Raw genomic sequence first — 23,844 nt, forward strand, 5'->3', positions numbered from 1 at the left:
GACGTCACCGTGCGTAATCCGGCGTCACACACCTTGCACCCGAGCTTTTCGGACCCGATGCACCAACCGGTGAACCGGGGTGTCAGGAAAGCGCGTGGCGATAGCGGTCGACGACGATGTCGACGAGGGATGCCGGGGGCGGGTCGTCGTCGAGGAGGGGGCGCGCGACGGGGGAGCCGTCGGCCAGACGCACGGCGAGATCGTGGAAGTAGCCCGGCGCGAGCAGGTAGTTCGCGACGATCACGCGCGCCGGGGCGTGGGTCCGCGCGGTCGACACGGCCGCACCGACCCGCGGGTCGGCGGCCGCGAGGAAGCCGACTGCGACATCGCGTCCCAGCCGATCGCCGAGCATCTCGCCGATCCGGCGGCAGTCGTCGTTCGCGCGGTCGTCGCTCGAGCCCGCGACCGCCAGCACGACGGCGTCGTCCGGCGCAACGTCGAGCGGCGCGAGGCGGGCGAGGAGGGCGTCGACGAGCCGCGCGTCCGGGCCGAGCGCGGCTGCGATGGTCACGCCGTCACGGCCGGCGGTCTGCTGTTTCAGGTCCACCCGCACGTGGTACCCGGCCGACAGCAGCAGCGGCACGATCACGACCGGCTGCCCGGCGGGGAGGGCGTCGAGGGACGCCGCGACATCCGGCTGCTGCACGTCGACATGACCGAGCCGCACCGTGACGTCGGGCAGGCGCTCGGCGACGGCCGCGACGAGCGCGGCCACGGCCGCCTGTCCCTCGGGCGAGGCGGTGCCGTGGGAGATCGCGAGAAGCGCGGGGGTGGTCATCGGGTCCATTCTGCTCCGCCCGTGTGACGCCCGTGTGACGAAGACGGCGCCACCCCGGAGGGGCGGCGCCGTGAATCGCAGGGGAGATCTCGTCGCTCGGGCGCGGTCACGGGCGCGGGGAGTGGTATTTCTCCCCGCGCCTCGACGCAGCGTCGCGCCGTCAGGCGGCCGGGTCTGCAGCGGGGGCGCCGGGGACCGTCTGGCCTGCGCCGAAGCCGGCCGCGAAACCGCGCTCGTACGCGCGCTGCGCTTTGCGGGCGGCGTGGCCGTGCCGGTGCTCGCCGTGGCCGTGCTCGCCGTGGCCGTGCTCGCCGTGGCCGTGCTCGTGCCCGGCGTGGCCGTGGTGGCCGTGCCGGTGCTCGTGCCCGGCGTGGCCGTGCATCGCGGGACCGTGGTGGCCGCGGCATCCGTCGTCAGCGCCCCACGCGTCGGCGAACCCCGGGTGTCCCGGCGCGAAGCCGTGGTGGCGGTTCGGGCCGAAACCGAAGCGGATCTCGGGGCGGAACGGCCACGGGCCGCCGAAGCGCCCCGGTCCGAAGCCGCGCCCGCGGGGGAACGGCTGGGTCTCGTCCCAGCCGAGGTCTCGGGCGATGGCCTCGAGCGAGGCGAGCATCGTCGCGTAGTCCTCGGGGCTGACGGCGCCGGCGACGCGCGAGCGGATGCCGCTCACGGCCTCGCCGAGACGCTCCTTCGCCTCGCGCCCGGCATCGGTCAGCGCCCACGTGCCGTCGCCCTGCTCCTCGGCCCAGCCGAGCTGCTCGAGCCGGCGCAGGCGCTTGCCTCCCTTGCGGGCGAGGCGCTCGCTGAGGCCCGGGGCCCCGACCTCGCCGGACAGGGCGTTCAGCAGCATCCAGTCCCGGCGGGTGACGCTCTCGCCCTCGAAGGCGGCGGCGAACTCGCGTGAGATGAGCCCGTCGACGAGGCGGAGCCAGTAGCCCAGCGGACGCTGTGCGGCGGGCTGCTCGACGGGAGCCGTCGTGTCATCGGTGATGTCGTCGTTCATGAGAAGTCCTTTCGTGCGGCCGGAGCCGCTGATTACATGTCGAAATGCATGTATATGTACTGTGACATGCTCTCGCGATGTATGTCAAGTCGCATGTAAGTTGGAAGGATGCCGCAGCAGCCCGCCGATCCCGCCGACGCCATCGCCGCCGCGCTCGCCCGCCTGCGCGGCAGGCGTCTGCCCCGGCCGCCGTGGGAGGGCGGGCCGGACTCGCACGACCACGGCCCGATGCACCACGGACGGCGTGGCCAGCCGTGGGGGATGGGGGGCCCGCATCACGGTCACGGGCCGGGGCCGTGGGGTGGCCCGCCGCGTTTCGGAGGTCCCGCGCGCCTGCGGCTGCTCGAGGCGCTGGCGGCAGCGTCGCATCCGCTCTCCGTCGGCGAGATCGCCGACGCGGTCGGGGTCGATCAGCCGCGCGCGTCGCGTCTCGTGCAGCAGGCCTTCCAGCTCGACCTCGTGCGTCGCGAGGCCGATCCCGAGGATGCTCGCCGCACCCGGGTCGCGCTGACGGATGCCGGGGCCGCCCTCGTTCGAGGGTTCCGCGGGGAGCGCCGCGAGGCGGTCGACACGGCGCTCGCGGAATTCAGCGACGCCGAGCGCTCCGACCTCGCCCGCTTGCTGACCAAGCTCGCCGACGCGTGGCCGGGAGCCTGACTTCCCCAGTCGCGCGGCGCCTCAGGCCTGCGCGTGGCGCGGGGGCGCCTTCACGAACAGCAGCAGCACGAAGCCGATCGCCAGGATGACGGCGATGCCGAGGATGCCGTAGAGCGTCTGATTGCCGGCGATCGCGATGAACAGGCCCCACAGCAGCGGCGCCATCCAGCTCGCCGCCCGTCCCGTCGTCGCATAGAGACCGAAGATCTCGCCCTCCTGGCCGACCGGCGTCACCCGTGCGAGGAAGGAGCGCGAGGCCGCTTGGGCGGGACCGACGAGTGCGGCCAGCACGAGCCCCGCTGCCCAGAACAGGCCCTTGCCGGCGCCGGCGCCGATGAAGACGGCGAGGCAGCACGCGATGATGCCGCCGATCGCGAAGAGGATCACCGCCTTGGGTCCGAAGCGATCGTCCAGGCGGCCGGCGAGGATCGTCGAGACGCCGGCGACGAGGTTGAGGGCGACGCCGAAGATCACGAGATCTGTGAAGCCGAACCCGAACACGCGGGCGGCGATCACGGTCCCGAACGTGAACACTGCCGCGAGGCCGTCCCGATAGACGGCCGATGCCAGCAGGAACCACAGCGTCGGACGGTGCTCGCGCCAGAGCCGCCCGACCGACCGGATGAGCTCGACATAGCCGGCGAAGAAGCCGACGCGTTTGGCGTCGGGTGATGGCGGCGGCTCGGGCACGTTGCGGAAGATCGGGATGGAGAACAGGATCGTCCAGACGGTCGCCCCGGCGGCGATGAGCTGGAATGTGATCGCCTGCGTGCCGTCGAGCACGCCGCCGAGGATGAGTCCGACGACGATCACCAGCGCGACGATTCCGCCGATGTAGCCGAAGCCCCACCCCAGGCCGGAGACCCGGCCGACGGTCTTCGGCGTCGACACCGAGACGAGAAGCGCGTTGTAGTTCGCCCCGGCGATCTCGCCCACGACGCTGCCGAACGCGATCATGGCGACGCCGAACCAGAACAGCGACGGCGTGCCGGGGATGAAGGCCATGGCGAGCTGGCACAGGATCAGCAGCCCCGTGAAGATGCCGAGCATCAGCTTGCGGCGCCCGGTCGCGTCGGCGCGTTGACCGAGAACGGGTGCGAGCAGCGCGATCAGGATGCCGGCGACCATGATGCCCCAGCCGAGATTCGCGTCGAGCCCGCCGAGGGCGCGGCAGAACTCCGTCAGCGCGTTCGCGGAGGTGTCGCAGTCGATCTCCTCGCCGTCCACGATGCCGGTGGCGGCGACGGCCGGGGCGAGGAAGAAGGACGAGACGAGGAAGCTCGGCACCCACACGAAGGTGAGGAGCACGGAGTTGAACGGCTGCGTCGCCCAGTCCCACAGCGCCCACGAGAACACCCGCTTGCGGGGGACCGGCTTCTCGGAGCCGGCCTCCTGGAACACATCGGCGAACGGCCGGATCGCCCCCGTGTTTGCCGCCGCCGGCGGCGCCGGCGTGCGGAAGATCGGCTGCTCGGGGGAAGACTCGGGTCCCATGCTCGTCACGGTAGGCCCCTTCGATGAACGGCGGGTGGCGCCGGCGGGTGCGTCGCCACATCACGACGCAAGGCCCACGCTAGTGCCCGCCGCGCCGCGGCCGTGCGGATTGACGGGCACCGATCCTGACCTCTCGGCCTGGCGCCCCTCCGCTTTTCGTATGTGAGTTCGCGTTCACATACCCATGTGGCCGGAACCACCGTGCGGCTGCAGGTGTGACCCCGAACTCACATGGGGCTGTGTGACCCCGAACTCACATAGCCCCATGTGACCCGGAACTCACATGGCGCCATGTGACCGCGAACTCACATACGTAAACGAGACGGTCTCATTCCCGCCCTCTCGAGCGGGGGCGCGAAACTTGAGCCGTCTCATATCAAGTTCATTTGACAGGCTGAGACGGCGTGAGTAGCCTTGAGTCATCGCGGCTCAACTCCTCGAGTGGATGCCGCCCCCAGACTTCCCATCACCACACGAAAGAGAGACAAACATGGCACGTGCTGTCGGAATCGATCTCGGTACGACCAACTCGGTCGTCAGCGTCCTCGAAGGCGGCGAGCCCAAGGTCATCGCCAACGCCGAGGGCTTCCGCACGACCCCCTCGGTCGTCGCATTCACCAAGGACGGCGAGGTGCTCGTCGGCGAGACCGCCAAGCGACAGGCCGTCACGAACGTCGACCGCACCGTCTCGTCCGTCAAGCGCCACATGGGCACCGACTGGACGTTCGACGTCGACGGCAAGAAGTGGACGCCCCAGGAGATCTCGGCCCGCATCCTGCAGAAGCTGAAGCGCGACGCCGAGCAGTACCTCGGCGACACGGTGACGGATGCCGTCATCACCGTCCCGGCCTACTTCAACGACGCCGAGCGTCAGGCCACGAAGGAGGCCGGCGAGATCGCGGGCCTCAACGTGCTGCGCATCATCAACGAGCCCACCGCCGCGGCCCTGGCCTACGGCCTCGACAAGGGCAAGGAGGACGAGCTCATCCTCGTCTTCGACCTCGGTGGCGGAACCTTCGACGTCTCGCTGCTCGAAGTGGGCAAGGACGACGACTTCTCCACCATCCAGGTGCGATCGACCGCGGGTGACAACCGCCTCGGCGGCGACGACTGGGACCAGCGCCTCGTCGACTACTTCATCAAGCAGTTCAAGGACACCACCGGCGTCGACGTCTCGGGCGACAAGATCGCGCTGCAGCGCCTCAAGGAGGCAGCCGAGCAGGCGAAGAAGGAGCTCTCGTCGTCGACCTCGACGAGCGTGAACCTGCCCTACCTGTCGCTCACCGACTCGGGCCCCGTCTCGCTCTCCGAGACGATCACCCGCGCCAAGTTCGAGGACCTCACGAAGGACCTGCTCGACCGCACCAAGAAGCCGTTCGAGGACGTCATCCGCGAGGCTGGCATCAAGGTCGCCGACATCGACCACGTCGTGCTCGTCGGCGGTTCGACCCGCATGCCCGCCGTGAGCGAGCTCGTGCAGCGCGAGGCCGGCAAGGAGCCCAACAAGGGCGTGAACCCGGATGAGGTCGTCGCCGTCGGCGCCGCCCTGCAGGCCGGTGTCCTCAAGGGCGAGCGCAAGGACGTGCTGCTCATCGACGTCACCCCCCTGAGCCTCGGCATCGAGACCAAGGGCGGCATCATGACGAAGCTCATCGAGCGCAACACCGCCATCCCGACCAAGCGGAGCGAGACCTTCACGACCGCCGACGACAACCAGCCGTCGGTCGCGATCCAGGTCTTCCAGGGCGAGCGCGAGTTCACCCGCGACAACAAGCCGCTGGGCACCTTCGAGCTCACCGGCATCGCCCCGGCACCGCGCGGCATCCCGCAGATCGAGGTCACGTTCGACATCGACGCGAACGGCATCGTCCACGTGTCGGCGAAGGACAAGGGCACCGGCAAGGAGCAGTCGATGACGATCACCGGCGGCTCGTCGCTGCCCAAGGACGACATCGAGCGCATGGTGCGCGAGGCTGAGGAGCACGCCGCCGAGGACAAGAAGCGCCGCGAAGCCGCCGAGGTGCGCAACCAGGCCGAGACGCTGTCCTACTCGATCGAGAAGCTCATCAAGGAGAACGACGACAAGCTGCCCGAGGACGTCAAGACCGAGGTTCAGGCCGACGTCGACGCCCTCAAGACGGCGCTGGCCGGCGACGACGACGAGGCCGTGAAGACCGCGTTCGACAAGCTCAACCAGAGCCAGGGCAAGCTCGGCGAGGCGATCTACGCCTCCAACCAGGCCTCCCAGCAGGCCGACGCGCCGTCGGATCAGCCCGCCGGCGACCAGGCCCCGACCGACTCCGACGAGGACGTGGTCGACGCCGAGGTCGTGGACGACGAGGACGAGAAGAAGTAACCATGGCCGACAAGGACTTCGAAGAGCCGCAGGGCGACGAGGTCCGTCCGGACGAGGAGGGGTCGGAGGCGAAGGCCTCCGACCCCGACCCGCAGGACGGACAGGGCGAGAACGACGAGCTCACGGTCGACGACATCCTCGGCGCGACCCAGAACGCGGATGCCGCGGCCGAGGACGCCGTGATCGCCGACCTCGAGTCGCAGCTGCTGAACGACCTCAAGCGCCTGCAGGCCGAATACGCCAACTACCGCCGGCGCACCGAGGAGCAGCGCGAGGTCGAGATCGAGCGTGCCAAGGGCGCGGTGGCCAAGGGCCTCCTCCCCGTGCTCGACGACCTCGATCGCGCCGACAAGCACGGCGACCTCGAGGAGGGCACGCCCTTCGCTGCCGTCGCCGTCAAGCTGCGCGGCGTCGCCGAGCGCATCGGCCTCAGCACCTACGGCGCTGCCGGCGAGGTGTTCGACCCGCAGCAGCACGAGGCGATCTTCCAGGCCCCGACCCCCGGCGTCGAGACCCCGACGATCCTCGAGGTCGTCGAGACCGGCTACCGCCTCGGCTCGGTGGAGCTCCGACCGGCGAAGGTCGTCGTCGCCGTGCCGGCCGAGTAGATCCGGGAGGCGCATCCATGGCCAGTCAGGACTGGTTCGACAAGGACTTCTACGCGATCCTCGGCGTCTCCAAGGACGTCTCCGACGCCGACCTGAAGAAGACCTATCGCAAGCTGGCGCGGAAGTACCACCCCGACTCCAATCAGGGTGACGCCGCCGCGGAGGCGAAGTTCAAGGAGATCAGCGAGGCGTACTCCGTGCTCTCCGACGCCGAGCAGCGCAAGGAGTACGACCAGATCCGGGCGATGGGCTCCGGCGCGAGGTTCACCGCGGCCGGGCAGGGCGGCAACGGCGGCTTCGAAGACGTCTTCAGCATGTTCAACCAGGGCCGCGGCGGGGGCACCCGCTACCAGTCGGACGACTTCGACGACATCTTCTCGATGTTCAACCAGCAGCAGGGCGGGTTCGGCACGGGACGCTTCGGCCAGGCCTCCGGTGGCTACCGCGGCTACGGCGGCCCCACACGCGGCGCCGACGTCACCGCGCGCACGACGATCGATTTCATCACCGCGACCAAGGGCGAGACCATCACGCTGCAGGGCGAGGACGGCCGTCCGTTCAAGGTGAAGATCCCCGCGGGTGTCTCCGACGGCCAGAAGATCCGGCTGCGCGGGCGCGGCCGCCCGTCCCCGGACGGCGGCGAGGCGGGCGACATCGTCGTGCAGGTCACGGTGCGGCCGCATCCGGTGTTCACCCGCGACGGGCTGAATCTGCGCGTCACCGTGCCGGTGACCTTCACCGAGGCCGCCCTGGGTGCCACGATCGAGGTCCCGACGCTCGGCGGCGACCCCGTGAAGCTGCGGGTCGCGCCCGGCACGCCGTCGGGTCGCGTGCTGCGCGTGAAGGGCCGCGGAGTCGAGAACGCCAAGGGCACCGGCGATCTGCTCGCCGAGGTGCAGGTGGCGGTGCCGGCGCACCTCGACGACGCCGCCCGCGAGGCGCTCGAGCGGTACCACGAGCTCGAACCCAAGGAGAACCCGCGCGCCGACCTCATGTCGAGGGCGCGGGGCTAGAGGATGTGACCGGCATGGGCGAGCAGCACGACATCGACGACGACGCGCCGATCTTCGCGATCGCCGTCGCCGCCGAGCTCTCGGGCATGCACCCGCAGACGCTGCGCCAGTACGACCGGCTCGGCCTGGTCGTCCCCGCGCGGACGCCGGGCGGCTCGCGTCGCTACTCCCTGCGCCACGTCGCGCAGCTGCGCGAGGTCGCCCGCATGTCGGCCGAGGGCATCGGCCTCCCGGCGATCGTGCGCATCCTCGAGCTCGAGGACCGCGTGCGCGAGCTCCACGGCCGCGTGCGCGACCTCGAGGAGCGCGTGCGCGTCGAGCTCGAGCGACGCCCCGGCGCGCGCGTCTTCGCCGCCGGCGCGACCGGGGCCGTCGTGACCCTGCGCAGCGGGACCCGCGTGCGACGGGCGACCGAGCTCGTCGTCTGGCGACCCCGGCACCAGCTCGAGGAGAGCGCCGGCGACGGCGCCGACGAGCCGCGCGACGCGTGAGCGCCCGAGCCTGACCGGCGCGGGTCAGGCGTCCGCGTCGTACTCCGTCCGTCCTGCGACGACCGTGCGCACGACGCGGGCCGTGAGGAGCACCTCGGGCCCGTCGGCGAACGGGTCGGCGTCGATCACCGCGAAGTCCGCGGCGAGCCCCGGCTCGAGGCGGCCGCGTACCTCCCCGTCGCCGACGGACGCCGCGGCATCCCGCGTCGCGTGGCCGATCGCATCCTCGAGGGGAAGCGCGAACTGCGGATGCCGCGGCGCGAACGACGGGTCGAGCGCCGACTTGCGGGTCGCCGCGATGTACATGTTCGGGAGCGCCTCGAACGGGGCGGTCGGGGCATCCGTCGAGAAGGCCAGCAGCGCGCCTGCCGCGACGTACTCCGGCCACGCGAACGCGCGGTCCACCCGCTCGTCGCCGAGCATCGCCGCCCAGTTGTCGAAGATCGCGGGATCGGCGTGGACGGGCTGCATCGACGCCGTCACGCCGAGGCGGGCCATGCGCTCGGCGGTGCCCGGTGCCGCGTACTCGAGGTGCTCGATGCGATGCCGGCGGGGCAGGTCGCCGTTGACCGCGGCGGCGTGCTCGACGGCGTCGAGGGCGATGTCGCTCGCGAGATCCCCGATGGCGTGCAGGGCGACCTGCAGTCCCGCCGCGTCGGCGGCGGCGACGACGGGCGCGATCCGCTCGGGCGACCAGATCGGGTCGGCGTTCGATCCGTCGGAGTACGGATGCCGCATCCCGGCCGTGCAGGCGTCGATCACGCCGTCGACCACGAGCTTGATCCCCACCACTCGAAGCCACGGCGAATCCACCTCGCGGGCCAGTTCGGCTGCACGCGCGACCTGCGCGATATTGGCCTCGTCGTCGCCGGCGTTGTCGACGAACCAGTGCGCTGCGACGCGCAGCGGGAGCCGTCCGCCTCGGCGCTCCGTGGCCCGCCGCAGCGCCGCGAGGCCGAGGTCGTCGAACGCCATGTCGACCGCGCCCGTGACGCCGCTCGCGGCGTAGGCGCGCAGCATCCGCTCGACCGCCTCATCGCGATCGGCATCGCTCGTCTGCTCGGCGAGGAAGGTCCAGACATGCAGCTGCGCGGCGGTCTCGTAGAGCATGCCGTCCGGCTCGCCGTGGGCATCGCGGCCGATGCGCCCGCCGTGGGGGTCGGGGGTGTCGCGCGTGATCCCCATCTCGGTGAGGGCGGCCGTGTTGACCCATACCGAGTGATAGTCGTTCGCGTCGAGGTACACCGGGACGTCGGGCACCGCCGCGTCGAGCATCGCGGCGGTCGGGGCGCCTCCCGGCACCGAGTCGAAGAGCCAGCCGCGACCGAGCACGCGCCCGCCGATGCGCGGGGCGGAGCGCAGCCGGGCCTGGATCTCGTCCACCGTGCGGGCGTCGGTGAGCCCGACGCGTCCGAGTGCCTCGCCCATCATCACGAGGTGCGTGTGCGCGTCGGTGAATCCGGGCACCACGAGCCGCCCCCCGAGGTCCACGACCTCCGCGTGATCTCCCGCGGCCGCGCGGGCGCCGGCGGCGTCACCGACGAAGCCGAGACGGTCGCCCTCGACCACGAACGCCTCGGCCCAGCGATCGTCGCCGGCCGTGAAGACGCGGCCACCGGTGTAGAGCGTGGTCATGCGCTCACCGCCTCGGGGCTCTCGACGGCGGGCCGGGTCGTCGCATCCCGCTCCGCCCGCGTCGAGATCGCCGCCACGGCGAACGCCGGCACCGCGAGCACGAAGCTCGCCACGCCCAGGGCGATCGCGAATCCCTCGAAGCCGAGCAGATCGACGAGCGCCGCGCCGATCACCGGGGTCAGCGCCGAGCCGACGAGGTAGACCGCGAGGAGCGGGCCCGACCAGCGGCCGTCCGCGTCGAGGGCGGCCGAGGTCGAGACGAAGTACATGAAGGCGATCGCATAGATCGTGTTCCAGACGATGAAGACCACGATGAAGGTCGTCGGGTCGGTGACGAAGCCGAGGGCGATCTTGAGCGCTCCGCCGAGCACCAGGAGCACCGCCAGCGGCACGGCGCGGCCGAGGCGGTTGCCCACGGCCATGAGCAGCAGTGAGCCGACCAGGCCGCCGGCGGTCGCCCCGCTCAGCGCGAGCCCGAGGCCCTCCGGCGTGAGGGCGGCCTGCTCGGCGCCCATGACGCCGGCCATCGCCCACAGCGAGTCCTCGCTGACCGCCCACAGCGCGAAGGTCACGAGCAGCACGAAGCCCGCGACCGTCACGACGCGAGAGGCGGGGCGCGGCGCGCGCACCGTGCCGAGGGTCGCGGTCGACGGGACCTCGACGGGCATCGCCTCGGGGACGGCGGCGCCCGCCTGCGGATCGGCCACCGGCGCGGCGGGCAGCCAGCCGACGGCGACCAGCCCGATCAGGCTGAAGAGAGCGAGCGCTCCGAAGACGTCGAGGGGAGCGAGGCCGAGGAGCGGGATGACCGCCAGCACGATCGTGATGACGCCGCGGTTGGCGAGCCCGTTGAACCCGGCCACCCGGTCGGGGTTGCGGAACGCTGCCAGCGCCGCGCCCGCCGAGGACACGGCGCCGCCGGCGCCGATGCCACCCACGATGAGTCCCGCGATCACGATGCCGGGCGAGGGGACCAGCGCGGCGGCGAGGAAGCCGAGGAGGGATGCGGCGAGGCCGATCCGGGCGACCGTGCGGCGGTGCGCTCCGGCGCACAGCGGTGCGGTGGCGAGCCCGGTGACGGCGGTCGCGAGCAGGGTCGCGGTCACGATCCAGCTCGCGGTGAGCACGTCGACGGCGAACCCGGTCTGCAAGGCGGTGATCATGTACGGCGAGAGGTTCACGCCGAGGTAGCCGGCGATGCCGATGGCGAAGGTCGCGGCCGCGGTGGGGAAGCGCAGCGGCAGGCGCACGGTGGAGTCGGTGGTCATGGGTGTCTTCCTGTCGTCTCGTGCACGACGATGTGCGGGGAACCGGCGGCGCGGCCGGATAAACGAACGGTATTCGTTTATTGTTGCATCCATGTGTCGGTGCGCGAAAGCCCCGATTTCGCGCCGGCGCGTCTCGTAGGCTGGCGAAGGACGGAAGGACCGGATGCCTCGCCCCAAGGTCAACCTGCTGTCGGTGGATCTGATCGCCGACGCTGCGATCGAGCTCGCGGACTCGGGCGAGCGCTTCGGGGTGAACGCGCTCGCACGGCGGCTCGGGGTGACCCCCTCGTCCCTCTACAACCACGTCGACGGGCGCGCCGCGATCATCGAGCTCATGCGCGAGCGCCTCGGATCGCGCTATTTCCCGGAGCGCGTCACGGGGGAGTGGGACCACGTGGTGCGCGTGATCGTGGGGAACCTGCGCACGCTCTACGCGGACCACCCGCTCATCGTCCCGCTGCTCGTGGGGAAGACGATCACGGCGCCGGTCGTGATCGACAACTACGACCGCCTGGCCACCGCGCTCGCCGAGGCGGGCTTTCCCGACGAGGAGGTCCTGGCGATCGTCGCGATCGTCGATGCGTTCGCGATCGGGTTCGGGTTCGACGTCGCCTCTCCCGACGAGATCTGGCGCCCGGAGACGCCCACCCGCACTCTGGGGCGGCTCGTCGCGGAGGCGGAGCGCGGCCGGGAGCGCAGCGATCGCGCGTTCGAGATCGGCCTCGAGATGCTCATCGACTCGCTGCGCCGCCAGCTGGAGCGGACGCAGGCAGGCTGAGAAGCGTCAGGCCGCGTCCACACCGCGGTGCTGACGGAACAGCTGCCAGTCGGCGCGCGACAGATCGGCGTACGCGTAGGACCACTCGAGGATCGCCTCGCCGGCGACGCGGCCGCCGCCCACATAACCCGCCACGATCGACGCGGTGGGCGATTGGCCGTGTGCGCGCGCGAGCGTCGTGGCGCACGCGGAGGCGTACCACCCGAACGCGGCGTCCTCGAGCGTGTCGACCTCGAACCCGCCCTTCTTGTCGTGGAACTGCCGCACGTAGAACGAGCGCTCCGGGCCCTCGACCGACGGTCCGGTGAGGTGCCCCAGGAAGGGGTCGGACACGGCCTGCAGGATCCGCTGCATCGCCACGACGCGACCGCCGTCGCCCTCCCGCTCGATGAACCGGGCCACCGCCTCCGGCTGCTCCACGCCGCCGTACTCGATGAGCACGCTCTGACCGGCCTCCTTGGCCTGCAGGATGAGGGCGTTGTGGTCGCCGTCGGCGAGGGAGATGAGGTAGCACCGGGTGCCGACGCTGCCGACGCCCACCACCCGGCGCGCGATGTCGGTGACGTGATACTTCTGCAGCAGCACGCGGATGTCGACATTCGCCGAGAGCTGGTACTCGAGGACGAACTCGCCGATCCGCTGCTCGATGCGCGGGTCCACGTGGGTCATGGTCGGCGGCTGCTCGACGAAGACCAGCCGGCCGGAGTCGTCGACGCTCGTGAGCTTGCGCACCGCGCGCGCGGCCGTGCGCTTCTCGGCGTCCTTGACCGCCTTGTGCAGCGCCTCCTCCGACTCGGGGTCGAGAGCCTCCGAGGCCGCATCGGCGTCGAAGTGGTCGTAATAGCGCTTCAGCGGGCTGCGCTTCGACCCGTTCATCAGGGCGCGCGCGTAGGTGCGGACGGCGCCGAGCGCGGCATCCCTCACCACCCCCTCGTCGCGACCGGTCGACTGTCCGGCGATCACGATGCTGGTGACCAGCCGCTTCACGTCCCACTCCCAGGGCGCCCACGCCGACTCGTCGAAGTCGTTGAGGTCGAACACGAGCGTGCGCTGCGGCGAGGCGAACAGCCCGAAGTTCGACACGTGCGCGTCGCCGCACGACCCCACCGTGATGCCGCTGCTCGGCGACCGGGAAAGGTCGGCGGCCATCAGCGCCGCCGTCCCGCGGTAGAACGCGAAGGCGCTCTCGGCCATGCGCTGCGTGCGGATCGGCACCAGCTCGGGCACCCGGACAGAGTCCTGGCGGTCGAGGATCCCCATGGGGTCGCGCGCGCCGTCGGGCAGGATGGCGAGCTGCTCCCGCGGCACCGCCTCCCGGGCGGCGCGGCCCTCGTCGAGATGGTCCTGGAGGCTGGGGGGCGGCGACCACGACTGCGCGAGCGGGCGGACCTCTGACGTTGCCATGGGCCCAGTGTGGCACCGCCCGGCGGCGCGCGGGAGGTGACTTCGCAGGTGAAATCCCGTCCGCGCGGCAGAGCGTCGATAGCCTGGCCGCGTGACCCGAGCCGCCCCGCCGCCCGCCGCCCCGGCGCTGAGCCCGAGCCTGCGGACGCTGCTGACGCTCGCGGCGGCCGTGATCGTGCTGGCCGGCGTGTACTTCGCGCGAGAGCTGGTCGGCCCTCTCGTGCTCGCGATCGTCCTCGTGGTGATCTGCGAGCCGGTGCGGCGTCCGCTCGAGCGTCGCGGCTGGCCGGCGTGGACCGGCACGACGGCCGTCATCGCCCTGACGTATCTCATCCTGCTCACGATGGGCGCGCTGCTGTGGCTCGCCGGCACCCAGTTCGCGCGGCTCGTCGGCGACTTCGCCGATCAGCTTCAGGACAGCGTGCAGGGCCTGCTGTCGTGGCTCACGTCGGTCGGGCTCGACGAGGAGGCGGCGGATGCCACGGCCTCAGTCCTCGATCCGCAGACTCTCCTCGGACTGGCGTCGAGCCTCGGCGGCACGATCGTGGGCGTCGCGACGGCCCTGTTCTTCGTCTTCGCCTACATCATCTTCATGGCCGCGGATGCCGCGCGATACCGCGACGCCGGTCGCGTGTTCGGAGCCTCGAAGAAGCCTGCGCTCACCCGCATCCGCCGGCTCAACACCGGCGTGCGCCGCTACTACGTGGTCAACGCGACCTTCGGCGCGATCGTCGCCGTCATCGACGGATTCGCGCTGCTCTGGCTCGGCGTGCCCGCTCCGCTGGTGTGGGCGATCCTCGCGTTCGTCACCAACTTCGTCCCCAACATCGGCTTCGTCCTCGGTCTGATCCCGCCCGCCGTGCTCGCGTTCGTCGTCGGGGGCTGGCCGATGCTGCTGGCGGTGATCGCGATCTACTGCGTCGTCAACGTCGTGCTGCAGGTCCTCGTGCAGCCGAAGTTCGTGAGCGACGCCGTCGATCTGAGCCTCACGCTGAGCTTCTTCTCGGTGATCTTCTGGACCTTCGTGATCGGGCCGCTCGGCGCGATCCTGTCGATCCCGCTCACCCTGTTCGTGCGCACCCTCGTCCTCGAGGGGGACCCGGACAGCCACTGGCTGCGCTGGCTGTCCGGCGATCGCACCGCCGTGCCCCCGACCGACCCCTCCCCCTCGCCACCCAGGAGATGACATGACCCGCACCGCCCCCGCTGCGCCGCGCTCGCGCCGCGAGCGCGCTCTCGACCGCATCTCGGAGGGAGGGAGCGAGCGCTCCCTCGAGACGCTCTCGCTCGGGATCGCCGCGGGTGCCTTCGTGCTCGTCGCACTCGTCGCGCTGATCGCGTTCGGATTCCAGGCCGCGCCGATCTCCGGCCCCGGTTCGGTCGGGCAGTTCTCGGCCATCGCGTCGGCGGTCGTCGCCTTCGTGGCCGTCCTGGGCGGACGCTACCTGCTGCACGAGCGCGGTCCGCACGGCGGGCTGCACCTGCTCGACCACCTCGACATCATCGCGCTGGGGATCGCCCACGCCGTGATCGCCCTGCTCGGATGGACGCTCATGGCCGTCATCCTGGAGCAGGCCTTCATCGGCGCTGAGGTCTTCGCGCTGCCGGTCCTCATCCTCGCCGGCGCCACCGCCGGGATGACCGCCTACCTCGCCTTCTACTCCGCGACGCACATGGACCTTCAGCTGCTCGCCCTCGTGCTGGCGGTCTTCCTCGTGCTGGGCGTGCTGTCGAGCATGCTCACGGCGAGCGACCCGACATGGTGGAAGGACAACCTCAGCGCCCTCGGGATGACCACGAACGTGTCGGCGCTCGCGTTCAACCTGACCCTCATCGTCGCCGGGTTCCTCGTCACCACGCTCGCGCGCTACGCGACGCGCGGCATCCCCACCGACAACCCCGTCGGCATCGGCCGCGTGCGGGTGTGCCTCGTCGTCGTCGGTGTCTTCCTCGCGCTTGTGGGCCTCTTCCCCGTGAACCTCTTCTTCGCCCTCCACACCGGCGTCGCGTCGGGGATGGTCGTCGCGTACGGGGTGCTCGTCATCGGGCTGCCGCGCTGGATCACCGGGATGCCGCGGGCGTTCGTCCTGCTGGGGTGGCTGTTCCTCGCCGTCACGCTGGTGCTCGCCGTCCTCTTCTTCATCGGGTACTACACCCTCACGGCGGTCGAGCTGGTGGCGGGCATCCTCGTGTTCACGTGGATCATCCTCTTCATCCGCAACGCCGCCGCGCTGGAGCAGGACGCCCGGAGCGCCTGACCCGCGCGCCGCCGACGCTGCGGGATGATGCGCGTGTGGATGAGAAGACGTGGCATCGGCGTACCCAGGTGCCGCTCATGGTGGCGTCGCTGCTGTACCTCGTCGCCTACTCCTGGCGGGTGATCGGGGATCTGACCGGACCAGCGCACGCGGTCATGACGGTCGTCCTTCTGGCCACCTGGGCGGTGTTCATCATCGACTACCTCGTGCGCCTCTCCCTCGCGCGCAATCGCACGAACTGGTTCCGCACGCACCTCGGCACCCTCGCGATCGCGCTGATCCCGGTGTTCCGGCTCGTGCTCCTGCTGCGGGTGCTGACGCGCGTGCCAGGACTGCGGCCCTCCGCAGGAACCCAGCTGCGCACGCAGATCATGGTGTACGGCATCGGCGCCGGCGTGCTGCTCATCTACATCGCGTCGCTGGCCGTCCTCGAGGTGGAGCGCCAAGCCCCCGACGGCAACATCGAGACGTTCTTCGAGGCGGTGTGGTGGGCGTGCGTCACGATCACCACGACCGGCTACGGGGACTACTACCCCGTGACCGCTCCCGGCCGGCTGATCGGGACGGCTGTGATGTTCAGCGGCGTCGCGCTGGCGGGCATCATCACCGCGGCGCTGGCGTCGTGGATCCTCGAGAGGGCGGCGCGCAACAACAACGACGACGCCGAACCGGCGACGCGCGGCCAGATGCGCCAGCTGCTGGCGAAGGTCGACGCGCTCGGCGGGCACCGACCCGACGGCGACGGCCGGAACTGACACCGCACACGGGAGAGGGCCGCACCCGATCGGATGCGGCCCTCCTCCGTGACGCGAGGTCAGGACAGGAGCTTGGCCTTGGCGGCCGCGAACTCCTCGTCCGACAGGATGCCCTGCGAGTGCAGGGTGGCCAGCTGCTGGAGCTTGGTCATCATGTCGTCGCCGGCCGGAGCCGCAGCCGGCGCCGGAGCGGCGGCCTGCGCGTTGGCCACGGCCTGAGCCGCGGCGGCATCCATCGCAGCCTGCTGCTGCTGGGCGGCGTACGCCTCTTCCTGGTACTGCTCGTTCGCCTTGTTCTGCTGGTGGCGGGCGACACTGCCGGAGACCGCCGTCGCGGTGCCCGCGACCACGGCCGTGCGTGCCGCCATTCCGATGAGGCCGGGACGGCCTGCTCTGCGCATCATGTCTGACTCCTTACTCGACGTTCTCGGCGAGGAACGCGTTGACGATCGGGGCGGGGATGCCCTCGCGGGCGATCACCACGCCGCCGGCGTCGTACAGGGCGCCGGCGAAGGCCTTGGCCCACAGCAGCTCCACCACGAGGATCGCGGCCGACGTGCCCGGCGGAATCTCGGCGGCGAGCGCCTCGATGTCCTCGAGGCCGGCGAGACCTGCGAGGTCCAGCGCCGGAACGCCGGCGTCGTCGGTGGTGTCGGAGAGCTCGACGACCGTCAGCTCCCCCTCGGGGGACCGGGTCGCGTAGACCAGGTCCAGGACGTTCACAGTGCCGGCGGCGACGAGGTCGTCGATCGCCTGGAGCACACCGGGGCCGGGCTTGTCACCGTCGAACGCGATCGCGTAGAACTCGATCGGGCCGTAGTCGAATGTCGTCATGAGGTCATTCTCCTCGTGCGGGCCTCAGCCCGCGAGTGCCTTCGCCTTGAGGGCGTCGAACTCGGCCTGCGAGATCGCGCCGGAGTCCAGGAGTGACTTCGCCTTGGCGATGTCGTCCGTTGCGCTCGAGCCTCCCGCAGTGGCGCGGATGTAGGCATCCTGCTGCTCGCGAAGCTCCTGCGCCTGCGCGATCGAGCGCTTCGTCATCCCCTGTCCGCGGGCGATGAGGTAGATCAGCGCCGTCAGGAACGGCACGAAGACCAGGAAGATGATCCAGACAGCCTTCCACCACCCGCTGAGCGTGTGGTCGCGGAAGAGGTCGCCCAGGATCGAGAAGAGCACCATCAGGTACGCCACGAACACGAAGACCCAGAAGAACCAGAGGACCAGGTTCCAGAGATCCATTTGCACAGCCAATCGTCTACGGGCGAGCCCAGCGCTCGCCACACTCCGAAAGCTACGAGCCCAGGCAGGGCAGGACGTCACCCGCGCCGGGTGAGAATCAGGGAGCGTCGCGTGCCGGCACCGGATTGACCGAGACGACCTCGATGTGCAGCTCGTCCAGCATGTCCAGGAGGCCGAGCAGCCGGGCCTGATCGGGGATGGTGCCGACCACGCGTGTGCACGCGTCCGGCGTCACCTCGACCGTGAAGCCGGGGAGCGCCGCGACGAGGTCCGGACCGAGCGTGCCCCGCACGACGATCTCCACCACCTGTGATCCGCTCATCGGGGCCTCCTGGCGAGGACGGACGCTCCGCATCACGCGCCGTCGTGATGCGTTGTCATTGTGCGGTCTGGCGAGTCGCGCCGACGTCACCCCTGTGGGATGATTCCCCCGGAGCGCAGGCACCCACTCGCCAGGGAGGCAGCTCGTGACGGAACCACGTCGAATCCCGGCCCACGCGGTGGACCGGCCCGCGCTGCGGCGGCAGCTGGACGCGGGAGTGGCAGCACCCCTGTCGCTGATCGTCGCGCCCGCGGGCGCGGGAAAGACCGTTCTGCTCTCGCAGTGGGCTCAGTCGCGTCCGGACATCGCCGTGGCGTGGTTCGACATCTCCACCGCCGACACGGCGCCCGCCGCGTTCGCCCACCGCCTGGTCTGCGGCGTCCGGGCGGTCGTGCCCGAGTTGAGCGTGCCGGCGGCGCCGGTCGAGGCATCCGAAGATCGACTCGGGGATGCGTTCCTCGAGGACTTCACCGGCGCGCTCGCCGACGCGGGCGAGATCGTGCTCGTCTTCGACGACCTCGACCGGCTCACGGGCACCGCGATCCTCGCCGACCTGTGGCGCATGGTCGACCTGCTGCCCCCGAACGCGCACGCGGTGTTCTCGTCGCGCGTCGACCTCCAGCTCGGCTGGAGCCGTCACCGCCTGCAGCACGGTCTCATCGAGATCCGCCAGCGTCAGCTCGCGTTCGACGACGAGACGACCGCCCGGGTGCTCGTGCGGATCGCCGGCAAGGCCGTCTCCGACGACGCGGTCGCCGCCGTGGCCGCTCGCACCGAGGGCTGGGCCGTCGGGGTGCAGATGACCGCACTGAGCATGCGCTTCTCCGACGATCCCGAGCGGGTCGTGGGCGAGCTGGCCGAGACCGACCGGCTCATCGTGGACTACCTCAGCGAAGAGGTGCTCGATGCGATCGAGCGCGAGCGGCGCGACGCCCTGATGCGGATCGCGGTCGTCGACGAGGTGAGCGCAGGCCTCGTCGAAGCGCTCGCGGGCGTGGACGGCGCGCGTTTCCTCGCCGAGCTCGAGCGGGACTCGATGTTCATCGTCCCGGTCCCCGGCCGCACGGGGTGGTTCCGCTTCCACCGGCTCTTCCGCGACCTGCTGCGCTACCGGCTCCGCGCGATGGACGGAAGTGCCGAGCCGCGTCTGCAGGAGGTCGCGGCCGACTGGTACCTCGCCCAGGGAGCTGCCGAGACCGCCGTCGAGTACCTGCTCCGCGCGCGCCGCTGGGATCGCGTCATCGAGCGTGTGCTCGCAAGCGGCCGGGACGTGTTCGAAGACGTCCGCACCGCCACGGTGTCGGGCTGGCTGCGCCGGGTGCCGGTGGAGGTTCGCTCGCAGAACCTCGACGCCGAGATGCTGTTCGCGATCGCCGAGGGGATGACGGGGCGCGGGCTGGTCGCCGTCGAGGCCCTGCGCGGACTCGTCTCATCGGACCGCCTCACCACCGGACAGCGCCAGGTCGCCCTTGCCTACCTCGCGGCGGGCGTGCAGTTCCACCCCCACGCCGAGCTGTTCATCGACGCCGCCCGCGAGGCCGTCGCCGTCCTGGACGCGCATCCCGATGCGCCGCTGCCCGACCTGCTCGGGCTCACTTCGCGGCCGCTCCTGCGGTATCTCGCACAGGGATCCCTCGGCCGCGCACACCTGTTCCTCGGAGAGCTCGCTCCCGCACGCCGCGCACTGGAGGAGGTGATCGAGACCGCCGGGTTCATCTACGCGCCGTATCGCGTGCACCTCCTCGGATCGCTCGCGCTCGTCAACGCCCTCGACGGGTTCCTCCTTGCGGCGGCGGAGCAGTCCGACGAGGCGCTCGCGGCCGCGCGAGAGTTCGGCCTCCTCGCCCACCCTGCCCCGGCCGACGCCTACCTCGCGCGCGCGGTGGTCGCCATCCAGCGCGGCGAGCCGGACGTCGGTGCGCTCGCGCTGGCCGAGGGGAGCATCCGGGCGGCGGCGAATCAGCGCACGCAACTCATGTGGGTCGCCCACGGCGCCGGCCTGCGCATCGACCCGGCCGATCCGCAGCTCGCCGCGGCCGAGCCGCCCGGCCCGCCGCCGCCCCTCGTCCGTCAGGGCTTCACCGCGGTGGCGATGCGCCGCGCCCGCCTCCAGGGCACCCCGACCGCGCCGCCCGCGCCCGCGACGGAGTGGTCACCCCTCGCCTTCGAGGAGATCGCGGGCCTCCTCGCCGACGGTCAGTCGGCCCTGGCTCACGGACGCCTCGCGCAGCTCCGGCTGGAGCACGACGCGGACGCGCCGCTGCCCGCGGTCGAGTTCGAGCTGCTGCAGGCGTGGTCGCGGTCACTCGAAGGCCGCCGTCCCCAGGCGCGCGAGCGGCTCGCCGCGGCTGTCGTGCTGGCCGAGCCGCAGTGGCTCATCGATCCGTTCATCCGCAGCGGCCCGGTGATCGCCGAGCTGCTCGAGGAGCTGATCCCCTCGAAGGGCGAGTTCGTGCGAACGATCCTCGCGCGGGCGCGCACGGCGGCCGGGACGGGACGCCGCGCGCTCGCCGAGGAGCTGACCCCGCGCGAGCTCGAGCTGCTCGCCTTCCTGCCCAGCCGCCTGACCATCGCCGACATCGCCGCGCGGTGCTTCGTCTCCACGAACACCGTCAAGACGCACCTCGGCCACATCTATCGGAAGCTGGGCGTCTCGGGGCGCGATGCCGCGATCGAGCGCGCCGTCGAGCTGGGCCTGATCGATGCGCGGGAGATCGCCCGCGTGGGATGACGACGGCGCCCGCGCGCACCGCCATGATGTGCGCATGGATGCCACTCCCCCCGGCGCGCCCGACACCGCGCACGAGCAGCACGTGAGCGAAGACCCCGCGCTCTTCGACGTCATGGCGCCGCCCGAGCGGCCCAAGCGATTCGCCGGCGTGCTGGCCGCGCTCGACCGCCCGCTCGTGCTCGGATTCGTCACCACGCTCGGCGTGCTCGGCGCGCTCGTCCTCGGAGGTGCCCTGGGGCAGATCTCGACGATCCTGGTCTACATCGTGCTGGCGATGTTCCTCGCCGTGGGGCTCGACCCGATCGTGCGCATGCTCGAGCGCCGCCGCGTCAAGCGGGCCGGCGCGATCGCGATCGTGTTCGGCGCGTTCGCCCTCCTGTTCGCCGCCTTCCTCATCTGGGTGCTCCCCCCGGTCATCGCGCAGATCGGTGAGTTCATCGCGGCGATCCCGACCGCGATCGCGGGTGTCCCCGAGACCGAGTGGTTCCAGGCGCTCGACGGCGACACGCAGATCGCGCTCCTCGCCGCGCTGGACGAGCTGGCCGGCTGGGTCTCGAGCCCGGCGACCCTCGGCGCGATCGGCGGCGGCATCCTCGCCTTCGGCGTCGCGTTCGTCAGCGGCATCTCGGCGTCGTTCATCGTGGTCGCGCTGACCCTCTACTTCCTGTCGTCGCTCTCCTCGATGAAGAAGGCGTTCTACGCGCTGGCACCGGCGCGCAACCGCGCCCGGCTCGAGGATCTCACCGAGCGGATCACCGCGTCGGTGGGCGGTGCGCTCATCGGCTCGGTGACGCTGTCGTCGTTCAACGCCGCCACCGTCTTCCTGCTGCATCTCCTCATCGACCTGCCGTTTCCGGCGCTGATGGCGGTCATCGCGTTCGTGATCACCCTCATCCCGCTGTTCGGCTCGGTGATCTTCCTGGTCATCGGCACGGGCGTTGCGCTCTTCTCGAGCCCGACGCAGGCGCTCATCTTCCTCATCGCCTACCTCGTCTACATCCAGCTCGAGTCCTACGTCATCAGCCCGCGCGTGATGAACAAGGCCATCTCCATCCCGGCCGCGCTCGTGCTGATCGGCGCCATGGTCGGCGGTGCCCTGATGGGCGTCATCGGCGTGCTGGTCGCGCTGCCGGTGATGGCGTCGATCCTGCTCATCATCCGCGAGGTCGTCGTGCCGAAGCAGGACCTCAAGGTCTAGCCTCGGTCGCCCCGGAGTCTCGGGTCCTCCGACCGAGCCCGCCGGGTTCAGTTCAGGGCGGAGGTGAGGCGGGCGATCCCGTCGAGGAACGTGGCCTTGCCGGGCTGGTTGTTCCACTCCTCGAGGGTGAGCTCGCGGCCGGCGTCACGGTAGGCCTGCTCCACCTCGCGCATGTCGGAGACGAACGACTTTCCGCGGACGAGCAGCGAGACCTCCATGTTCAGGCTGAACGAGCGGATGTCCATGTTGCTCGATCCGATGACGGCGATGTCGTCGTCGATGGAGAAGTGCTTCGAGTGCAGGATGAACGGCGCGGGGTAGAGGAAGATCCGGACGCCCGCCTCGAGCAGTGCCGAATAGTAGGACCGCTGCGCGTGGTAGACGAGCCCCTGGTCGCCGATCTCCGACACGAACAGCTGCACCTCGAGGCCGCGCTGGCAGGCGGTGGTGATCGCGTAGACCATCGCCTCGTCCGGCACGAAGTACGGGCTCGTCAGGATGACCTTCTCGGTCGCGCCGTAGATGAGCGACAGGAACAGCCGCAGGTTGTTCTCCGTCGGGTAGCCGGGGCCGCTGGGGACGACCTGGCACAGCAGCGCGTCGGGAGAGGTCGAGCGCTCCAGCGCCGGCGCGGCGACGTGCTCGGTGGCGGTGAGGTCCTCGCCCGTCTCGATGAGCCAGTCCGACATGAACACGACGTTGACGGCGGCGACCACGGGACCGGTGAGTCGCGTCATGAGCTCCTGCCACTTGAGCCCGCGCTTGATGTTCTTGGGCGAGTCGTAGCTGCGGTCGATGAGGTTCTGCGACCCCATGAACCCGATGCGCCCGTCGACGACGACGATCTTGCGGTGGTTGCGCAGGTCGGGGCGCTGGTACTTGCCCTTGAACGGCATGACCGGCAGCATCCACGCCCACTTCACGCCGATGCGGTCGAGCTCGGCGAGCGTCGCCTTCGAATTGCCGAGGCGCCGCGTCGCGACGTAGTCGGCGAGGAGCCGCACCGTGACACCGCGCGCGACGGCGCGCTCCATCGCGGCGAAGAATCCGCGGGTGGTGTCGTCCCAGGCGACGATGAAGAACTCGACGTGCACGAAGTGCTGGGCGGTGTCGATGGCCTCGGCCATCGCGTCGATCGAGCCCTGGTAGTCGGGGTAGAGGGATGCCTCGTTCCCCTCGGTCGCGGGCAGCGCCGTCAGGGCCTCGTTCTGCTGGACGACGCGCTGGAACCAGCGCGGCCAGTCGTCGTGCATCCTGCGCAGCTGGCCGCTGTCGACGCCGCTTCGGATCATCCCGTCGATGCGCGCCTGCTCGGCGCGCCGCTTCGCGGGGAGCCGGAAGCTGCCGATGAGCAGGAACAGCAGGATGCCGATGAACGGGAGCAGGAGGATCAGCAGCAGCCACGCCATCGCCGCCGTGGGCTTGCGCCCGCGCGGGATGACGATCAGGGCGATGATGTCGATGACGACGACCACGATGAGGACGATCGGCCAGACGGGTCCTGCATCCAGCATGCTCAGCATTCCGGTCCTCTTTCAGGCGGGGGTGACGCGGTTGACGGAGACGACCTCGATGTCGAGGTCGTCCAGGACGCCGAGCAGGCCGCGCAGTTCGGAACGGTCCTCGAGCATGCCGGTGATGCTCGTGGTGCCGTCGTCCCGAGTCGAGACCTCGTAGCGATCGAGGGCGCTGACGAGCGTCGGCCCGAGGTGACCGGTGATCACGACTTCGACGAGGTGCGGGGACACGGCATCCTTCCTTGGCCACGGGGGAATGGACTCTGCCAGCGTGGGGCAGAGGGCCCCGCGGTGCCGTCACCCGCGGGGGATGATTCCGTTCAGCGGCCGTTCATCCGG

At 70.8% G+C, this 23,844-nt stretch carries 23 protein-coding genes; 11 read left to right on the forward strand and 12 right to left on the reverse strand.

Going from position 1 to position 23,844, the window contains the following annotated elements; all coding sequences use genetic code 11:
* Positions 1–82: 82 nt before the first annotated feature.
* Positions 83–778 carry a sirohydrochlorin chelatase gene (locus ACE3O1_RS01485; RefSeq protein ID WP_374311705.1) on the reverse strand — a complete coding sequence of 232 codons (696 nt, stop codon included), beginning with the start codon at positions 776–778 and terminating at the stop codon, positions 83–85.
* A gap of 160 nt (positions 779–938) precedes the next feature.
* On the reverse strand, positions 939–1,781 hold the full coding sequence (locus ACE3O1_RS01490) for a MarR family winged helix-turn-helix transcriptional regulator (protein WP_374311707.1): 843 nt from the start codon (positions 1,779–1,781) through the stop codon (positions 939–941).
* 108 nt (positions 1,782–1,889) lie between these two features.
* On the opposite strand from ACE3O1_RS01490, the gene ACE3O1_RS01495 reads away from it, so the two are divergent.
* A complete protein-coding gene (locus ACE3O1_RS01495; RefSeq protein WP_374311709.1) occupies positions 1,890–2,438 on the forward strand; it encodes a MarR family winged helix-turn-helix transcriptional regulator in 549 nt (182 codons plus the stop codon).
* A 21-nt stretch (positions 2,439–2,459) separates the two neighbouring features.
* Here the strand turns inward: ACE3O1_RS01495 and ACE3O1_RS01500 are convergent, their stop codons facing one another.
* On the reverse strand, positions 2,460–3,932 hold the full coding sequence (locus ACE3O1_RS01500; protein ID WP_374311711.1) for an MFS transporter: 1,473 nt from the start codon (positions 3,930–3,932) through the stop codon (positions 2,460–2,462).
* 490 nt (positions 3,933–4,422) lie between these two features.
* Between ACE3O1_RS01500 and dnaK the strand changes: the two genes are divergently transcribed.
* The 4 genes from dnaK to ACE3O1_RS01520 are packed head-to-tail and all read left to right on the forward strand — an operon-like array spanning position 4,423 to position 8,400.
* Positions 4,423–6,288 carry a molecular chaperone DnaK gene (gene dnaK / locus ACE3O1_RS01505; protein WP_374311713.1) on the forward strand — a complete coding sequence of 622 codons (1,866 nt, stop codon included), beginning with the start codon at positions 4,423–4,425 and terminating at the stop codon, positions 6,286–6,288.
* A 2-nt stretch (positions 6,289–6,290) separates the two neighbouring features.
* Positions 6,291–6,896, forward strand: coding sequence for a nucleotide exchange factor GrpE (locus ACE3O1_RS01510; protein ID WP_374311715.1), 606 nt, complete (start codon positions 6,291–6,293; stop codon positions 6,894–6,896).
* 17 nt (positions 6,897–6,913) lie between these two features.
* Positions 6,914–7,909, forward strand: a complete 996-nt coding sequence (locus ACE3O1_RS01515; protein ID WP_374311717.1) for a DnaJ C-terminal domain-containing protein — start codon at positions 6,914–6,916, stop codon at positions 7,907–7,909.
* A 14-nt stretch (positions 7,910–7,923) separates the two neighbouring features.
* On the forward strand, positions 7,924–8,400 hold the full coding sequence (locus ACE3O1_RS01520) for a heat shock protein transcriptional repressor HspR (protein WP_374311720.1): 477 nt from the start codon (positions 7,924–7,926) through the stop codon (positions 8,398–8,400).
* 24 nt (positions 8,401–8,424) lie between these two features.
* On the opposite strand, the gene ACE3O1_RS01525 is transcribed toward ACE3O1_RS01520, so the two are convergent.
* The gene (locus ACE3O1_RS01525; protein WP_374311722.1) at positions 8,425–10,035 is read right to left on the reverse strand and encodes an amidohydrolase; all 1,611 of its coding nucleotides are present in this window, start codon (positions 10,033–10,035) and stop codon (positions 8,425–8,427) included.
* Positions 10,032–11,303: an MFS transporter gene (locus ACE3O1_RS01530; protein WP_374311724.1), complete on the reverse strand. Its 1,272-nt coding sequence runs from the start codon at positions 11,301–11,303 to the stop codon at positions 10,032–10,034. Before ACE3O1_RS01530 ends, ACE3O1_RS01525 begins: the two co-directional genes overlap by 4 nt.
* A 163-nt stretch (positions 11,304–11,466) precedes the next feature.
* Here ACE3O1_RS01530 and ACE3O1_RS01535 point away from each other — a divergent pair, with 163 nt between their 5' ends.
* The gene (locus ACE3O1_RS01535; protein WP_374311726.1) at positions 11,467–12,081 is read left to right on the forward strand and encodes a TetR/AcrR family transcriptional regulator; all 615 of its coding nucleotides are present in this window, start codon (positions 11,467–11,469) and stop codon (positions 12,079–12,081) included.
* A gap of 6 nt (positions 12,082–12,087) precedes the next feature.
* Here the strand turns inward: ACE3O1_RS01535 and ACE3O1_RS01540 are convergent, their stop codons facing one another.
* The gene (locus ACE3O1_RS01540; RefSeq protein WP_374311728.1) at positions 12,088–13,485 is read right to left on the reverse strand and encodes a DUF2252 domain-containing protein; all 1,398 of its coding nucleotides are present in this window, start codon (positions 13,483–13,485) and stop codon (positions 12,088–12,090) included.
* 91 nt (positions 13,486–13,576) lie between these two features.
* On the opposite strand from ACE3O1_RS01540, the gene ACE3O1_RS01545 reads away from it, so the two are divergent.
* Genes ACE3O1_RS01545 through ACE3O1_RS01555 form a run of 3 tightly spaced genes read left to right on the forward strand, consistent with a single transcriptional unit; the run spans position 13,577 to position 16,498 of the window.
* Positions 13,577–14,671: an AI-2E family transporter gene (locus ACE3O1_RS01545; protein ID WP_374311730.1), complete on the forward strand. Its 1,095-nt coding sequence runs from the start codon at positions 13,577–13,579 to the stop codon at positions 14,669–14,671.
* Position 14,672: 1 nt separating this feature from the next.
* On the forward strand, positions 14,673–15,743 hold the full coding sequence (locus tag ACE3O1_RS01550; protein ID WP_374311731.1) for a hypothetical protein: 1,071 nt from the start codon (positions 14,673–14,675) through the stop codon (positions 15,741–15,743).
* A gap of 35 nt (positions 15,744–15,778) precedes the next feature.
* On the forward strand, positions 15,779–16,498 hold the full coding sequence (locus ACE3O1_RS01555) for a potassium channel family protein (protein WP_374311732.1): 720 nt from the start codon (positions 15,779–15,781) through the stop codon (positions 16,496–16,498).
* Between the two features lie 59 nt (positions 16,499–16,557).
* Here the strand turns inward: ACE3O1_RS01555 and ACE3O1_RS01560 are convergent, their stop codons facing one another.
* The 4 genes from ACE3O1_RS01560 to ACE3O1_RS01575 form a co-directional block, all read right to left on the reverse strand.
* Positions 16,558–16,902 (reverse strand): SHOCT domain-containing protein, encoded by a 345-nt coding sequence (locus tag ACE3O1_RS01560; protein ID WP_374311733.1) that lies wholly within the window; start codon positions 16,900–16,902, stop codon positions 16,558–16,560.
* 10 nt (positions 16,903–16,912) lie between these two features.
* Positions 16,913–17,332, reverse strand: coding sequence for a DUF6325 family protein (locus ACE3O1_RS01565; RefSeq protein WP_374311735.1), 420 nt, complete (start codon positions 17,330–17,332; stop codon positions 16,913–16,915).
* A gap of 24 nt (positions 17,333–17,356) precedes the next feature.
* Positions 17,357–17,737, reverse strand: a complete 381-nt coding sequence (locus ACE3O1_RS01570; protein WP_374311737.1) for an SHOCT domain-containing protein — start codon at positions 17,735–17,737, stop codon at positions 17,357–17,359.
* A 97-nt stretch (positions 17,738–17,834) separates the two neighbouring features.
* Positions 17,835–18,059: a hypothetical protein gene (locus ACE3O1_RS01575; protein WP_374311739.1), complete on the reverse strand. Its 225-nt coding sequence runs from the start codon at positions 18,057–18,059 to the stop codon at positions 17,835–17,837.
* Positions 18,060–18,237: 178 nt separating this feature from the next.
* Between ACE3O1_RS01575 and ACE3O1_RS01580 the strand changes: the two genes are divergently transcribed.
* Together ACE3O1_RS01580 and ACE3O1_RS01585 are read left to right on the forward strand one after the other, a co-directional pair.
* Positions 18,238–20,790: a LuxR C-terminal-related transcriptional regulator gene (locus tag ACE3O1_RS01580; RefSeq protein ID WP_374311740.1), complete on the forward strand. Its 2,553-nt coding sequence runs from the start codon at positions 18,238–18,240 to the stop codon at positions 20,788–20,790.
* A gap of 34 nt (positions 20,791–20,824) precedes the next feature.
* Positions 20,825–21,988 (forward strand): AI-2E family transporter, encoded by a 1,164-nt coding sequence (locus ACE3O1_RS01585; RefSeq protein WP_374311742.1) that lies wholly within the window; start codon positions 20,825–20,827, stop codon positions 21,986–21,988.
* A gap of 47 nt (positions 21,989–22,035) precedes the next feature.
* Here ACE3O1_RS01585 and cls read toward each other — a convergent pair whose 3' ends face one another.
* Together cls and ACE3O1_RS01595 are read right to left on the reverse strand one after the other, a co-directional pair.
* Complete coding sequence (gene cls, locus ACE3O1_RS01590; protein ID WP_374311744.1) at positions 22,036–23,511, reverse strand: cardiolipin synthase; 1,476 nt, start codon at positions 23,509–23,511, stop codon at positions 22,036–22,038.
* A gap of 12 nt (positions 23,512–23,523) precedes the next feature.
* Positions 23,524–23,736 (reverse strand): hypothetical protein, encoded by a 213-nt coding sequence (locus ACE3O1_RS01595; protein WP_374311746.1) that lies wholly within the window; start codon positions 23,734–23,736, stop codon positions 23,524–23,526.
* Positions 23,737–23,844: the final 108 nt, after the last annotated feature.

Source organism: Microbacterium sp. (assembly GCF_041909575.1).
In the GTDB taxonomy this organism is placed as follows: domain Bacteria; phylum Actinomycetota; class Actinomycetes; order Actinomycetales; family Microbacteriaceae; genus Microbacterium.

Coding starts and splice junctions, on each gene's coding strand:
- ACE3O1_RS01485 (WP_374311705.1), bottom strand. CDS start 778: ATGACCACCCCCGCGCTTCTCGCGATCTCCCACGGCACCGCCTCGCCC.
- ACE3O1_RS01490 (WP_374311707.1), bottom strand. CDS start 1,781: ATGAACGACGACATCACCGATGACACGACGGCTCCCGTCGAGCAGCCC.
- ACE3O1_RS01495 (WP_374311709.1), top strand. CDS start 1,890: ATGCCGCAGCAGCCCGCCGATCCCGCCGACGCCATCGCCGCCGCGCTC.
- ACE3O1_RS01500 (WP_374311711.1), bottom strand. CDS start 3,932: ATGGGACCCGAGTCTTCCCCCGAGCAGCCGATCTTCCGCACGCCGGCG.
- dnaK (WP_374311713.1), top strand. CDS start 4,423: ATGGCACGTGCTGTCGGAATCGATCTCGGTACGACCAACTCGGTCGTC.
- ACE3O1_RS01510 (WP_374311715.1), top strand. CDS start 6,291: ATGGCCGACAAGGACTTCGAAGAGCCGCAGGGCGACGAGGTCCGTCCG.
- ACE3O1_RS01515 (WP_374311717.1), top strand. CDS start 6,914: ATGGCCAGTCAGGACTGGTTCGACAAGGACTTCTACGCGATCCTCGGC.
- ACE3O1_RS01520 (WP_374311720.1), top strand. CDS start 7,924: ATGGGCGAGCAGCACGACATCGACGACGACGCGCCGATCTTCGCGATC.
- ACE3O1_RS01525 (WP_374311722.1), bottom strand. CDS start 10,035: ATGACCACGCTCTACACCGGTGGCCGCGTCTTCACGGCCGGCGACGAT.
- ACE3O1_RS01530 (WP_374311724.1), bottom strand. CDS start 11,303: ATGACCACCGACTCCACCGTGCGCCTGCCGCTGCGCTTCCCCACCGCG.
- ACE3O1_RS01535 (WP_374311726.1), top strand. CDS start 11,467: ATGCCTCGCCCCAAGGTCAACCTGCTGTCGGTGGATCTGATCGCCGAC.
- ACE3O1_RS01540 (WP_374311728.1), bottom strand. CDS start 13,485: ATGGCAACGTCAGAGGTCCGCCCGCTCGCGCAGTCGTGGTCGCCGCCC.
- ACE3O1_RS01550 (WP_374311731.1), top strand. CDS start 14,673: ATGACCCGCACCGCCCCCGCTGCGCCGCGCTCGCGCCGCGAGCGCGCT.
- ACE3O1_RS01560 (WP_374311733.1), bottom strand. CDS start 16,902: ATGATGCGCAGAGCAGGCCGTCCCGGCCTCATCGGAATGGCGGCACGC.
- ACE3O1_RS01565 (WP_374311735.1), bottom strand. CDS start 17,332: ATGACGACATTCGACTACGGCCCGATCGAGTTCTACGCGATCGCGTTC.
- ACE3O1_RS01570 (WP_374311737.1), bottom strand. CDS start 17,737: ATGGATCTCTGGAACCTGGTCCTCTGGTTCTTCTGGGTCTTCGTGTTC.
- ACE3O1_RS01575 (WP_374311739.1), bottom strand. CDS start 18,059: ATGAGCGGATCACAGGTGGTGGAGATCGTCGTGCGGGGCACGCTCGGT.
- ACE3O1_RS01585 (WP_374311742.1), top strand. CDS start 20,825: ATGGATGCCACTCCCCCCGGCGCGCCCGACACCGCGCACGAGCAGCAC.
- cls (WP_374311744.1), bottom strand. CDS start 23,511: ATGCTGAGCATGCTGGATGCAGGACCCGTCTGGCCGATCGTCCTCATC.